The organism is Methylobacterium indicum (assembly GCF_017347565.1).
GTDB lineage: Bacteria > Pseudomonadota > Alphaproteobacteria > Rhizobiales > Beijerinckiaceae > Methylobacterium > Methylobacterium indicum.
The window spans coordinates 512,515-526,075 of record NZ_AP024145.1; the positions used below are offsets into that span (position 1 = coordinate 512,515).

Here is a 13,561-nt window from a genome sequence, read left to right on the forward strand (position 1 = left end):
TTCCGCGCGGCAGGCCGTCCCGGCCGGCCGCCCGCGACCGCCAGGAGGGGCGTGCCGTGCAGCTGCGGGCCCTGATCTACTTCAACGAGCTCGCCCGGCACGGCTCGATGCGGCGGGCGGCGGAAAAACTCGGCATCGCGCCGACCGCGATCAGCCGGCAGATCGAGAATCTCGAATACCATTTCGGCGCGCCGCTGGTGGAGCGCGACCCGACCGGGATCCGCCTCACCGCCGCCGGCGAGCTCTTGGCCGCACGCTCGGCCCGCTCCCTGCGCGAGCTCGACCACGTCCGCACCCTGATCGACGACCTCAAGGGCCTGCGGGCCGGGCGGGTGACGGTCTATGCCAGCGGGGCGGCGGCCTCGGGCCTGCTGGTGCCGGCGCTGGCGGAGTTTTCCGCGAGCTACCCGGACGTGCGCTTCGAGGTGGTGGTGGCGAGCGTCGGGCGCAGCATGCAGGCCCTGGCGGACGGCGAGGCGGATCTCGCCGTCACCCTGTTCACGCCGCTCCGGACCGAGACCGTCGTGCGCGGCCGCGTCGCCATCGAGCACGCCGCCGTGATGGCGCCCGGCCATCCGCTCGCCGATCGCCTGCAGGTCGGTCCGGGCGATCTTCTGGCCCATCCTGTCGCGGTGCCGGATGCGGCCTTCGGGGTCCGCCAGGCCCTCGACGCGCAGATGCGGGAGGCGGGCCTGCCCGCCCTCGATCCCGTCTTCACCACCGGCGCCCTCGAGGTCCAGCTCGAACTCGCCCGCCGCGGCCGGGCGGTCCTGGTCCTGCCGCCCTTCAGCGTGCGCCGCGACGAGGCGGCGGGAACGCTGGTGACGCGGCCGTTCCGGGACCTGCGCGTCCGCACCCATCTCGACCTGTCGCACCTGCGCGACCGGCCGCTCTCCTTCGCGGCCGCCAAGCTGGTGGCGGTTCTGGAGCAGCACATGCCGGATTTCCGCGCAGATCGCGAGGTGTAGCGGTTTCGGCTACGGGGTGCGCACCAGATCGCTGTTGCGGCCACACCCAAAATCCTGATCTCCTAGCGGCATCGGCCAGGCCGCCCGGCAGAGGCGGCCGGTGAAGACGCCAACGAGGGGTTCCATGGTCACACGCACGCGCTTCTCCCGCCCGCGCCGCCGCCTTCTGGCCGGTGCCGCCGCCGGGGCCGCCCTGGCGGTCGCGATGCTGGGGCTTCCGGGGCGCGCCGAGGCCGTGCCGCGCACCGACCTCGTCGTCGGCATGCCGGTCGAGCCCCCGGGCCTCGATCCGACCAGCGCCGCCCCCACGGTGATCGGCCAGGTGGTGTGGCAGAACGTGTTCCAGGGGCTGACCCGGATCGACCGCGACGGCAAGGTGCAGCCGCAGCTCGCCAAGAGCTGGACCGTCTCGCCCGACGGCCTGACCTACACCTTCGCGCTCCAGCAGGGCGCGACGTTCCACAACGGCGAGCCCTTCACCGCCGAGACGGCGAAGTTCAGCCTCGACGCGATCCGGGCGCCGGGCTCGGTCAACCCGCAGAAGGCGCTCTACGCGGTCATCGCCGACGTGAAGGCGCCGGACCCGCAGACCCTGGTCCTCACCCTGTCGAAGCCCTCCGGCAACCTGCTGTTCTGGCTCGGCCAGCCGGCGGCGGTGATGGTCGAGCCGAAATCGCGCGACGGGCTGAAGAGCCATCCGGTCGGCACCGGGCCGTTCCGCTTCGCCTCGTGGCGCAAGGGCGACCGGGTCGAGCTGACGCGCAACCCCGATTATTGGGACAAGGCCCGCCCGGTCCATCTCGACAAGGTGACCTTCCGCTTCATCGGCGATCCCCAGGCCGCCGCCGCAGCGTTGCGGGCCGGCGACGTCGACGCCTATCCGCTGCTGCCGGCACCGGAGCTCTACGGGGCGTTCCAGAAGGACAAGGCATTCAAGGCCGAGCCGGGCCTGACCGAGATGAAGGTCGTGGCCGGCATGAACAACGCCGAGAAGCCCTTCAGCGACAAGCGCGTGCGCCAGGCGCTGATGATGGCGGTGGACCGCAAGCTCCTGATCGAGGGCGCCTATTCCGGCTACGGCGCGCCGATCGGCAGCCACTACACGCCCAACGACCCGGGCTACAAGGACCTGACCGGCGTCTACCCCTACGACCCCGCGAAGGCGAAGGCGCTGCTGGCCGAGGCCGGCTACGGCAAGGGCCTGACCTTCAGCTTCAAGTCGCCGCAGATGGCCTACGCCACCCGCACGGCGGAGATCCTGCAGGCGATGTTCGCCGAGGTCGGGGTCACGATGACCATCGTCCCGACCGAGTTCCCGGCGAAATGGGTGCAGGAGGTGATGCGCGACCGCAAGTTCGACATGACGGTGATTGCCCATTCCGAGCCGATGGATATCGCGATCTACGCCAACGACCCGTATTACTTCGGCTACAAGAACCCGGCCTTCAACGACGTGGTGTCGAAGGCCGCGCAGGCGACCGACGAGGCGGCGCGCCTCAAGCTCTACGGCGAGGCGCAAGAGATCCTCGCCGAGGACGTGCCGGCCCTGTTCCTGTTCGTGCTGCCGAAGCTCAGCGTGTGGCGGGCCAAGCTGACGGGCTTCTGGAAGAACGAGCCGGTGCCGTCGAACGACCTGACCGAGGTGCGGTGGACGGAGTAGGGGGCGGCTTCTGTCGCGTGCGGGGTTCGCCGGGGGATGTGCGCATCCCCTCTCCCCGCGGGCGGGGAGAGGGCTTCGGCGACCTTGTGGTCGACGGAGCGAGGCGGCAGCCGAAGGTGAGGGGGTGTCTCCGGAGGAGTCTCACTCGTCGAGACCCCCTCACCCTCGCCCTACGGGCTCGCTGCATCTCCTGAACGGAGACGCAGCCCTCTCCCCGCCCGCGGGGAGAGGGGGAAACCCGCGTCTCATGCGTCGGGGTTGGCGTTCCTCGCCTTCACATTCGATGACACAGTTCGGTCACAACAAAGCGCTCCCGATGCTTGAGTTCACCCCATGCTGAGGCACTTCCTCCGCCGCGCCGCCGGCTTCGCGGTCACGTTCCTGCTGATCTCGATCCTCGTGTTCTGCATGATGGAGATCGTGCCCGGGGACCCGGCCTCGGCGATGCTCGGCACCTCGGCGACGCCCGAGACGCTGGCCGCACTCCGCGCCCAGATGGGCCTCGATGCGCCGGCCTATCTCCGCTACCTGCGCTGGCTCGGCGGGCTCCTCGTCGGCGACATGGGGACGTCCACCACCTACGGCGTGCCGGTGGGCGCGCTGATCCGGGAGCGCCTGGCGGTGACCCTGCCGCTCACCGGGCTCGCGGTGCTCATGGCCGTCGGCATCGCCCTGCCCCTCGGCGTCACCGCGGCGGCGCGGCCCGGCGGCGTGGCGGACGGGGCCGCCACCCTCTACGCCCAGGCCGGCATCGCGGTGCCGAATTTCTGGATCGGGCTCCTGCTCATCATGGTGGTGGCGCTCGGCCTCGGCTGGCTGCCGGCCGGAGGCTTCCCGGGCTGGGACGACCCCGCGGCGGCGTTCCGCGCCCTGCTGCTGCCGGCTTTGGCGCTCGCCATCCCGCAATCGGCGGTGCTGACCCGGGTGACGCGGGCCTCGGTGGTCGAGGTGATGAACGAGGATTTCGTCCGCACCGCCCGGGCCAAGGGCGCCTCGGTCTCCCGCGCGCTCTGGCGCCACGCGGTGCCGAACGCGCTCGTGCCGGTCATCACCATGCTGGGGCTGCAGATCTCGTTCCTGATCGGCGGCGCGGTCCTGGTCGAGAACGTGTTCACCCTGCCGGGCATGGGCCGGCTCGCCTGGCAGGCCCTCTCCCAGCGCGACCTGATCGTGATCCAGAACGTCGTGATGGTGTTCGCCACCATCGTCATCGTGGTCAATCTCGGGGTCGACCTGCTCTACACCGTGGTCGATCCCCGCTTGAGGAGGCGCGCATGACGGCTCTCGCCATGACGATGCGGCGCGGGTGGCGCCCCGGCAGCGTCCCGCTCCTCGTCGGCGGCATCCTGACGGCCCTTCTCATCGCCATCGCGCTCACCTCCCTGGTCTGGACCCCGGCGGACCCGACCCGGATGCGCATCCTGCAGAAGCTCAAGGGGCCGTTGGTCTCGGGGCTGCTCGGCACCGACCAGCTCGGGCGCGACGTCGCCTCGATGCTGATGCGCGGCGCCTTCAACTCGCTCACCACCGCCTTCGCGGCGGTCGCCGTCGGCGCCGTGCTCGGCACGCTCGCCGGCGTCGCGGCGGCGGCGAACCACACGCTCGACGCGGTGCTGATGCGGATCTGCGACGCGCTGTTCGCCCTGCCGCCGATCCTGTCGGCGATCATGCTCGGCGCGCTGCTCGGCCCCGGGGCGCTCACCGCCATCGTCGCCATCGGGTTCTTCATGATCCCCGTCTTCGCCCGGGTCACCCGCGGCGCGGCGATGCAGATCTGGGCGCGGGAATACATCATGGCCGCCCGCATGGCCGGCAAGGGCACGGCCCGGATCACGCTCGAGCACGTGCTGCCCAACATCTCGGCCCAGGTCATCGTCCAGGTCACGATCCAGCTCGCCATGGCGATCCTGACCGAGGCGGGCCTGAGCTTCCTCGGCCTCGGCCTGCCGCCGCCGGCCCCGACCTGGGGGCGGATGCTCGCCGAATCCCAGACCTACCTCCTCCAGGCGCCCCACCTCGCGCTCGCCCCCGGGCTCGCCATCGCGGCGGCGGTGCTCGGCCTCAACCTCCTGGGCGACGGCCTCGCCGCCCGCCTCGACCCGCGCCGCCGGCAGGCCTCCTGATGCTCGCGATCCGCAACCTCTCCATCGCCTTCCCGCGGCCCGGGGGCGAGGCCCGCGTCGTCGACGACGTCTCGGTCGAGGTCGGCCGCGGCGAGAGCCTCGGCATCGTCGGCGAATCGGGCTCCGGCAAGTCGATGCTGTCGCTCGCCACCATCGGGCTCCTGCCCAAGAGCGCCCGCACCTCCGGCGAGATCCTGCTCGAGGGCAACAATATCCTCGCGATGGGCGAGCGCGAGCTGTGCTCCCTGCGCGGCCGGCGCATCGGCATGATCTTCCAGGAGCCGATGACGGCGTTGAACCCCGCCATGACGGCGGGCGAGCAGATCGCCGAAGGGATCCGGCTCCACCGCGGCACCGGCCGGGCCGAGGCGCGGGCGGAATCCCTACGCCTCCTCGACCGGGTGCGGATCCCCGATCCCGCGCGGCGCATCGACAGCTACCCCCACGAGATGTCGGGCGGCCAGCGCCAGCGCGTCGGCATCGCGATCGCGCTGGCGCTGAAGCCCGACCTGCTCATCGCCGACGAGCCGACGACGGCGCTCGACGTCACGGTGCAGAAGGAGATCCTCGACATCCTCGACGAGCTGGTGGCCGATCTCGGCCTGTCGCTGATTCTGATCAGCCACGACCTCGGGGTGATCGCCCGCAGCACCGACCGCACGCTGGTGATGTGCCGCGGCCGCGCCGTCGAGGCGGGGCCGACCGAGGCGGTGCTGCGCCGCCCGAGCGCGCAATACACGCGCGACCTGATCGCCGCCCTGCCGCGCCGGGCCCGGGCGGGCCTCGGCGAGGAGGCCCCTCTCGCCGCAGGAGGCGCCCGGTGACCGCGCCGCTTCTCTCGATCGACAACCTCCGCCGCGACTACGCCCTGCGCGGGGCCGGCGGCACCATCCGGTCCCTGCGCGCCGTCGACGGCGTCAGCCTCGACGTCGCCCCCGGCAGCATCTTCGCGGTGGTGGGCGAGTCGGGCTGCGGCAAGTCCACCCTCGCCCGTATCGTCATGGCCCTCGACCGGCCGACCGGCGGCACGGTGCGGCTCGGCGGCGACGACCTGTTCGCCCTGTCGCCGAAGGCGCTGGCGCGCAAGCGCCGCGACTTCCAGATGGTGTTTCAGGACCCCTACGGCTCGCTCAACCCGCGCCACTCCGTCGGCCGCATCGTCGCCGAGCCGCTCCACCTCCTCGACGATGCTCCGAGGGGCCGCGATCGCGCCGCCCTGGTCGCCCGGGCGCTGGAGGATGTCGGGCTGCCGGCACAAGCCGCCGAGCGCTACCCTCACGAATTCTCCGGCGGCCAGCGCCAGCGCATCGCCATCGCCCGGGCGCTCATCACCAACCCGAAGCTCGTCGTCGCCGACGAGGCCGTCTCGGCCCTCGACCTGTCGATCCAGGCCCAGATCCTGCGCCTGATCCTGAGCTTGCGCGACCGGCACGGGCTGACGGTCCTGTTCATCACCCACAATATCGGCGTCGTCGACGAGATCGCCGACCGGGTCGGGGTGATGCAGGCGGGGCGGCTGGTCGAGACCGGAACCGTGCGGGAGGTTCTGGACCATCCCCGCGAAGACTACACCCGCACCCTGCTCGCCGCCGAGCCGACGCTGGCGGTGCTGGGGCAGAGACGCCGCCGGGCCTCAGGCGCGGCGCCCGGCATGTAGCGGGCGCATGGCTGACACGTCACCTCGGCGCTTGCCTTGTGCGGTGCAAAATGTGAAAACGATTTCACGCACAGCGGCGATGGCGTCGCCGCGGTGCTGCCCTTCTTGGGCGTTTCCTCCCTTGACTTCGGGCCGCCTCGCAAGAGGCGGCCTTTTTTCTGCGTCCGGCCTCGCCCGGTGCCGATGGGGCCCGGTTACCCGGATCCGCCGGCGGGACGCCCCTTCCCCAAGCGGAAAGGGGCGCCGGTTCTCACTTCATCGTCGGCATCACGAACTCGGCGCCGGCGCGGATGCCGGTGGGCCAGCGGGTCGTGATGGTCTTGAGCCGGGTGTAGAACCGCACGCCCTCCGGGCCGTGCATGTGGTGGTCGCCGAACAGCGACGCCTTCCAGCCGCCGAAGGAGTGGAACGCCATCGGCACCGGGATCGGCACGTTGATGCCGACCATCCCGACCTGGATCTGGTGGGCGAATTCCCGCGCCGCGTCGCCGTCGCGGGTGAAGATCGCCGTGCCGTTGCCGAACTCGTGCTCGTTGATCATCCGCGCCGCGGTCTCGTAGTCGGGGGCGCGGGCGACGGCGAGGACCGGCCCGAAGATCTCCTCCTTGTAGATCGTCATCTCGGGCGTCACCCGGTCGAACAGCGTGCCGCCGACGAAGTAGCCGTTCTCGTAGCCCTGCAGGCTCAGGGTCCGGCCGTCGACCACCAGCTCGGCGCCCTCAGTAACGCCACGGTCGATGTAGCCCTTCACCTTGTCGCGGGCTTGAGCGGTGACGAGCGGGCCCATCTCGGCCTCCGGGTCGGTGCCGGGACCGACCTTCAGCGCGCGGACCTTCGGGACCAGCTTCTCCATCAGCCGGTCGGCGGTGTCCTCGCCGATCGGCACCGCCACCGAGATCGCCATGCAGCGCTCGCCGGCCGAGCCGTAGGCCGCGCCCATCAGGGCGTCGACGGCCTGGTCCATGTCGGCATCGGGCATCACCACCATGTGGTTCTTGGCCCCGCCGAGGCACTGGGCGCGCTTGCCCGTCCGCGCCGCGGTCTCGTAGATGTACTTGGCGATCGGGGTCGAGCCGACGAAGGACACCGCGGAGACGTCGGGATGGTGCAGGAGGGCGTCCACCGCCTCCTTGTCGCCCTGCACCACCTGGAACACGCCGTCGGGGAGCCCCGCCTCCTTCAGCCACTCGGCCATCACCAGGGCGGCGGAGGGATCGCGCTCGGAGGGTTTGAGCACGAAGCAGTTGCCGCAGGCGAGCGCGACGGGGAACATCCACATCGGCACCATGGCGGGGAAGTTGAACGGCGTGATGCCGGCCACGATCCCGAGCGGCTGGCGGATCGCGCTGCTGTCGACGCGGGTGCCGACATTCTCGGTGATCTCGCCCTTGAGGAGCTGGGGCGCGCCGGTGGCGAACTCGACCACCTCCATGCCGCGCTGGATCTCGCCCTTGGCGTCGGACAGCACCTTGCCGTGCTCGGCGGTGATCACCGCGGCGAGCGCGTCGGTGCGCTCCTCCAGGAAGCGCAGGAACTTGTTGAGGATGCGGGCGCGGCGCAGCGGCGGCGTGGCGGCCCAGGCCGGGAAGGCGGCGCGGGCGGCCGCCACCGCGGCCCCGACCTCGTCGGCGCTGGCCAGCGCCACGGTGCCCGTCTGCTCGCCGGTGGCCGGGTTGAAGACCGGCGCGGTGCGGCCCGAGCGGCCGGGAGTTTGGCTGCCGCCGACGAAATGTCCGATGGTGTGCATGGTGTCTTTGCTGGTCCGTATGCGGGGGTGACGAGAATTTCGATGCTTTGATCCGCGCGGCATGCCTCGCCCCATCCACGATCTCATCCTGAGGTGTTGGTCGATCGCAGATCGACGAACCTCGAAGGAGGGCTCCAGGGATCGCGAGACTTCCGGAGGTCTCCTTCGAGGTCGGTCCATCATTGATGGACCGACACCTCAGGATGAGGTTGCCGTGTGGGAGACGAGGCGCTCGCGGCACCGCTTCCACCGACGAGGAGGCTGTCGATGTCCGGCTGGATGGATGCTTACGCCGCCCGGCGCAGGGCCTCGCCCAGCATCGACGCCATGGTGTCGATGTGCTCGGGCTCCGCGATCAGCGGCGGCGACAGGGCGATGATGTCGCCGGTGACGCGGATGAGCAGGCCCTTCTCGAAGCAATCGGTGAAGACGTCGTAGGCCCGCGCGCCCGGCTTGCCCGCCCGCGGCTCCAGCTCGATGCCGGCGATGAGGCCGATGGTGCGGATGTCGATCACGTTCGGGCAGTCGCGCAGGGCATGCATCGCCGCGTGCCACTGCGCCTGGACCTGCGTCGTGCGGGTGAGGAGGTCCTCCTCCGCGTAGATCTCCAGGGTGGCGAGGCCGGCCGCGCAGGCGACCGGGTGGCCCGAATAGGTGTAGCCGTGGAACAGCTCGATCGCGCCCTCCGGCCCGTGCATCAGCGCGTCGTGGACCGCGCGGGTCGCGAAGACCGCGCCCATCGGGATCGTGCCGTTGGTCAGCCCCTTGGCGGTGGTGATGAGGTCCGGCGTCACGCCGAAATAATCGGTGGCGAAGGGCGCGCCGAGGCGGCCGAACCCGGTGATCACCTCGTCGAAGATCAGCAGGATGCCGTGCTTCGTCGCGATCGCGCGCAGGCGCTCGAGATAGCCCTTCGGCGGTACCAGCACGCCGGTCGAGCCCGCCACCGGCTCGACGATGACGGCGGCGATGGTCTCGGCGCCGTGGAGCGCCACCAGCCGCTCGAGGTCGTCGGCGAGGTCCGCGCCGTGCTCGGGCTGGCCCTGCACGAAGGCGTTGCGAGACAGATCGTGGGTGTGGCGCAGGTGGTCGACGCCCGGCAGGAGCGGGAACATCCGGCGGTTGTTGACGAGCCCGCCGACCGAGATGCCGCCGAAGCCGACGCCGTGATAGCCGCGCTCGCGCCCGATCACCCGGGTCCGGGTGCCCTGGCCGATGGCGCGCTGGTAGGCGAGCGCGATCTTGAGCGCCGTGTCGACCGATTCCGAGCCCGAGCCGGTGAAGAACACCCGGTCGAGCGTGCCGCCCGGCGCGATGGCGGCCAGGCGCTCGGCGAACTCGAAGGCGATCGGGTGGCCCATCTGGAACGAGGGCGCGTAGTCGAGGGTCGAGAGCTGGCGCTCGACGGCTTCCGCGATGCGGCGGCGGCCGTGGCCGGCATTGACGCACCACAGGCCGGCGGTGCCGTCGAGGACGGTGCGGCCGTCATCCGCCGTGTAGTGCATGCCCTCGGCCGCCACGAGGAGGCGCGGCGCCGCCTTGAACTGGCGGTTGGCCGTGAACGGCATCCAGTAGGCATCGAGGCTCGGGCGGTTGAGGCGCGGCGGATGGGCGTTCATGGCTCTGGTCCTCGACGGGGCTCTCTGGGGCGCGGTCGCCGCCAGACAAGACCGTTCCGGGGAGGCCAACAAGTCCTTTTCTGCCGCATGCCAACCCTTTGCCGCCGCAGGCCCGCGAGCTAGAGTGTTGCCCGATCCGCAACAGCCTCAACAGGGAGCCGGCGTGACCAACGACGAGGTGGGCGCGCGCCTGCGCCACGTCCGCACCCTGCACGGCCTGTCGCAGCGGGCGCTCGCCAAGCGCGCCGGGGTGGTGAACTCGACGATCTCGCTGATCGAATCGGGCCAGACCAACCCGTCGGTCGGCGCCCTCAAGCGCATCCTCGACGCGGTGCCGATCGGGCTCGCCGAGTTCTTCTCGCTGACCCCGGAGCGGACCGAGAAGGCGTTCTACGCCAGCGAGGAACTGGTCGAGATCGGCAAGGGGCGGATCTCCTACCGGCAGGTCGGCGACAGCCTGTTCGGCCGCGCCCTGCAGCTCCTGAAGGAGCGCTACGAGCCCGGCGCCGATACCGGCCGCGTGCCGCTGGTCCATGACGGCGAGGAAGGCGGCATCGTGCTCTCGGGGCGGCTCGAGGTGACGGTGGACGACGAGCGCCGGGTGCTGGGCCCCGGCGACGCCTACTACTTCTCGAGCCGGCGGCCGCACCGCTTCCGCTGCGTCGGCCCGACCCCGTGCGAGGTCGTGAGCGCCTGCACGCCGCCGACCTTCTGAGCGTCTTGCCAGGGTCTGATCGTATACAATATTGGGTCGGGTGACAGGGTTGGAGTGGAGAACATGGCCGTGACGGAGCGCGCACGCGGAGCCCGATCCGTCGCCGGGGGCCTCGGACACCGGACCGTCTCGGCGGCGGTGGCCGAGGCCCTGCGCCAGCGCATCCTCTCGGGCGCCCTGGCGCCGGGCGTCCAGCTGCGCCAGGACGCGCTGGCCGAGGAATTCGGCATCAGCCGGATCCCGATCCGCGAGGCGCTGCTGCAACTGGAGGCCGGCGGCCTCGTCAAGATCGTGCCGCATCGCGGTGCGGTCGTGTCGGGCCTCTCGATCGAGGAGGTCGAGGACATCTTCCAGCTCCGCGTCTCCCTCGAGCCGCAATTGCTAATCCTCTCGGCCCGCCATCTCACGCCACAGGACTTTTCCGAGCTGCGCGCCCTGCGCGACGAGTACGGTGCCGCACTCAAGGCCGGCACGGTCGAGACCTGGGGCGAGCTGAACCGGCGCTTCCATCTCGGCCTGCTGCGCCATGCCGGACGGCCGCGCTCGCTCGCGATCATCGCCGGCCTGCTCCAGGATTGCGACCGCCCGACCCGGCTCCAGCTCTCCGTCACCGGCGACGTCGCCCGCGCCGACATGGAGCACACCACCATCCTCGACCTGTGCGAGGCCGGCGAGATCGTCGCGGCGGCGAACCTCCTGCGGATCCACGTCGAGCATGCCGGGCGGTCGCTGGTGGAGATTTATCGCCGCTCGGCCGCATCCACGGCTTGATCTGCGCGCATATTTTATACAATCTGCGAACCAAGAGCCACGGAGGGCCGGTGTCCTGTGCGTGGCGCCGCGGTCGCGCGATCCGTGGCGGATCATGCGGCCCGATGAGCCCGGAGAGGAAACACACCCATGTGGACAGGCGTCCTTCCCGCCGTCACCACCAAGTTCACCCCCGACGGTGACCTCGATCACGCCGAGATGGAGCGCTGCTTCGCGCTCCAGATGCAGGCCGGCTGCGACGGGATCATCGTCTGCGGCTCGCTCGGCGAGGGGCCGATGCTGTCGCCCGACGAGCGGCTCGCGGTGCTAAAGACCGCCCGGTCGGTGGCGGGCGCCAAGCCGGTGCTGCTCACGATCTCCGAGGCCGGCACCCGCGAGGCCTGCGCGCTGGCGGCCCGGGCCGCCAAGGCCGGCGCGTCGGGCCTGATGGTGGTGCCGAGCCCGATCTACCACACCGACGCGGACGAGACCGTCGCCACCCTGAGCGCGGTCGCCGCCGCCGGCGATCTGCCGGTGATGATCTACTCGAACCGCGTCGCCTACCGGGTCGACGTGACGGTGCCGATCATGGAGCGGCTGGCCGCGGATGCGCGCTTCGTCGCCATCAAGGAATCCTCCGACGACATCCGCCGCACCACCGAGATCATCAACCATTTCGGTGACCGCTTCGCGGTGCTGACCGGCGTCGACAACCTCGCCTTCGAGGCGCTGAGCGTCGGCGCGGTCGGCTGGGTCGCGGGCCTCGTCGTCGCCTTCCCCGAGGAGACCGTGGCGATCTACCGGCTGATGAAGGCGGGGCGGATCGCGGAGGCGCTCGAGATCTACCGCTGGTTCCGCCCGCTCCTCGATCTCGACGTCTCGACCTTCCTGGTCCAGAACATCAAGCTCGCCGAGGCGCTGGCGATCGGCTCGACCGAACACGTCCGCATGCCGAGAAAGCCGCTCTCGGGCGAGCGCCGGGCCGCCGTCGAGGCGATCGTCCGTACGGCCCTGGAGCGCCGCCCCGCCCTGAAGCGGGCGGCGTAAGGGGCTTGGCCCGCGAGGTCGTCATCGTCGGAGCCGGCATCGTCGGCCTCGCCACCGCCCATCACCTGCTGGCCGAGGGCCGGCGGGTGCGGCTCATCGAGCGCGGCGGGATCGCCGAGGGGGCGAGCTTTGGCAATGCCGGGGCCCTCGCCTTCACGGACGTGCTGCCGCTCGCCTCGCCGGGCATCCTGCGCAAGGCGCCGCGCTGGATGCGCGATCCCCTCGGGCCCCTGGCGCTGCCGCCGGCCTACCTGCCGCGGATCGCGCCCTGGCTCGTGCGCTTCTGGCGCGCCAGCCTGCCCGACCGGCACCGGCACGCGACGGAAGTCCAGTCCGGCCTGATGCGGCTCGCCGCGGACGCCATGGCGGCGATGGTGGACGCGGCCGGCCTGACTGGGCGGCTGCGCCATGACGGCAACCTCGAACTCTACGAGAGCGAGGCGGAACTCGCCGCATCGGCGCCCGGCTGGGCGGTGCGGGAGCGGGAGGGCATCGCCTTCGAACATGTCCGCGGCGCCCGCCTCGCCGAGTTGCAGCCCGGCCTGTCGCCGCGGTTCGTGGCCGGCACCTTCACGCCCAACTGGAAGACGGTGGACGATCCGCACCGTTTCGCCCTGGCGCTCCACGCCGACGTGATGGCGAAGGGCGCTGCGCTCACGACAGGCGAGGTGCGGGACATCGCCCCCGCGGGGGAGGGTGTGCGCCTGACGCTCTCCGACGGCACGAGCCTGAGCGCGGATGCCTGCATCCTCGCCGCCGGCGCCTGGTCGCGGGACCTCGCCTGCCGCCTCGGCGACCGGGTGCCGCTCGACACCGAGCGCGGCTACAACACCACGCTGCCGCCCGGTGCCTTCGATCTGCGCCGCCAGCTCACCTTCGGCGGCCACGGCTTCGTGGTGACGCCGCTCGCCACCGGCATCCGGGTCGGCGGCGCCGTCGAGTTCGGGGGCCTGCACCGACCGCCCAACTTCGCCCGCGCCGACGCGATGCTGAAGAAGGCCTCCGCCTTCCTGCCGGGCCTGCGCACGGAGGGCGGCCGGCAGTGGATGGGCTTTCGCCCCTCGCTCCCCGACAGCCTGCCGGTGATCGGCCCGTCGCGGGCGAGCCCCCGGGTGATCTACGCCTTCGGCCACGGCCACCTCGGCCTGACGCAGAGCGCCGGGACGGGGCGGATCGTGGCCGATCTGCTGGCCGGGCGTCGGCCCGGTGTGGATGTGGCGGCTTTGCGGGCGGGGCGGTTCGGGTGAGACCTACCCAGATCAATTTTGCTCTACG

General features: G+C 71.4%; 12 protein-coding genes. 10 read left to right on the forward strand and 2 right to left on the reverse strand.

Features of this window, described 5'->3' with window-relative positions:
• Positions 1 to 56 precede the first annotated feature (56 nt).
• From miv_RS02400 to miv_RS02425, 6 genes are all read left to right on the forward strand, one after another.
• On the forward strand, positions 57 to 968 hold the full coding sequence (locus miv_RS02400) for a LysR family transcriptional regulator (protein WP_058618140.1): 912 nt from the start codon (positions 57 to 59) through the stop codon (positions 966 to 968).
• Positions 969 to 1,092: 124 nt separating this feature from the next.
• A complete protein-coding gene (locus tag miv_RS02405) occupies positions 1,093 to 2,628 on the forward strand; it encodes an ABC transporter substrate-binding protein (RefSeq protein ID WP_207181252.1) in 1,536 nt (511 codons plus the stop codon).
• A 333-nt stretch (positions 2,629 to 2,961) separates the two neighbouring features.
• On the forward strand, positions 2,962 to 3,906 hold the full coding sequence (locus tag miv_RS02410) for an ABC transporter permease (RefSeq protein ID WP_048426936.1): 945 nt from the start codon (positions 2,962 to 2,964) through the stop codon (positions 3,904 to 3,906).
• A complete protein-coding gene (locus tag miv_RS02415) occupies positions 3,903 to 4,751 on the forward strand; it encodes an ABC transporter permease (RefSeq protein WP_244748827.1) in 849 nt (282 codons plus the stop codon). Before miv_RS02410 ends, miv_RS02415 begins: the two co-directional genes overlap by 4 nt.
• Positions 4,751 to 5,575, forward strand: a complete 825-nt coding sequence (locus miv_RS02420) for an ATP-binding cassette domain-containing protein (protein WP_207181255.1) — start codon at positions 4,751 to 4,753, stop codon at positions 5,573 to 5,575. The genes miv_RS02415 and miv_RS02420 overlap by 1 nt, the downstream gene beginning before the upstream one ends.
• Positions 5,572 to 6,408: an ATP-binding cassette domain-containing protein gene (locus tag miv_RS02425; protein ID WP_048426937.1), complete on the forward strand. Its 837-nt coding sequence runs from the start codon at positions 5,572 to 5,574 to the stop codon at positions 6,406 to 6,408. Before miv_RS02420 ends, miv_RS02425 begins: the two co-directional genes overlap by 4 nt.
• A gap of 250 nt (positions 6,409 to 6,658) precedes the next feature.
• Here the strand turns inward: miv_RS02425 and miv_RS02430 are convergent, their stop codons facing one another.
• Together miv_RS02430 and aptA are read right to left on the reverse strand one after the other, a co-directional pair.
• Complete coding sequence (locus miv_RS02430; RefSeq protein ID WP_207181257.1) at positions 6,659 to 8,155, reverse strand: CoA-acylating methylmalonate-semialdehyde dehydrogenase; 1,497 nt, start codon at positions 8,153 to 8,155, stop codon at positions 6,659 to 6,661.
• A 287-nt stretch (positions 8,156 to 8,442) separates the two neighbouring features.
• Positions 8,443 to 9,774 (reverse strand): omega-aminotransferase AptA, encoded by a 1,332-nt coding sequence (aptA, locus tag miv_RS02435; protein ID WP_048426939.1) that lies wholly within the window; start codon positions 9,772 to 9,774, stop codon positions 8,443 to 8,445.
• Between the two features lie 163 nt (positions 9,775 to 9,937).
• Here aptA and miv_RS02440 point away from each other — a divergent pair, with 163 nt between their 5' ends.
• The 4 genes from miv_RS02440 (at position 9,938) to miv_RS02455 (ending at position 13,533) form a co-directional block, all read left to right on the forward strand.
• Entirely contained in the window at positions 9,938 to 10,489 is a 552-nt protein-coding gene (locus miv_RS02440; protein WP_048426940.1) for a cupin domain-containing protein, read from the forward strand.
• Between the two features lie 69 nt (positions 10,490 to 10,558).
• A complete protein-coding gene (locus miv_RS02445) occupies positions 10,559 to 11,260 on the forward strand; it encodes a GntR family transcriptional regulator (RefSeq protein ID WP_244496389.1) in 702 nt (233 codons plus the stop codon).
• A 129-nt stretch (positions 11,261 to 11,389) separates the two neighbouring features.
• On the forward strand, positions 11,390 to 12,286 hold the full coding sequence (locus miv_RS02450) for a dihydrodipicolinate synthase family protein (RefSeq protein ID WP_207181258.1): 897 nt from the start codon (positions 11,390 to 11,392) through the stop codon (positions 12,284 to 12,286).
• 5 nt (positions 12,287 to 12,291) lie between these two features.
• Positions 12,292 to 13,533, forward strand: coding sequence for an NAD(P)/FAD-dependent oxidoreductase (locus miv_RS02455; RefSeq protein ID WP_207181260.1), 1,242 nt, complete (start codon positions 12,292 to 12,294; stop codon positions 13,531 to 13,533).
• The last annotated feature ends 28 nt before the right edge of the window (positions 13,534 to 13,561 follow it).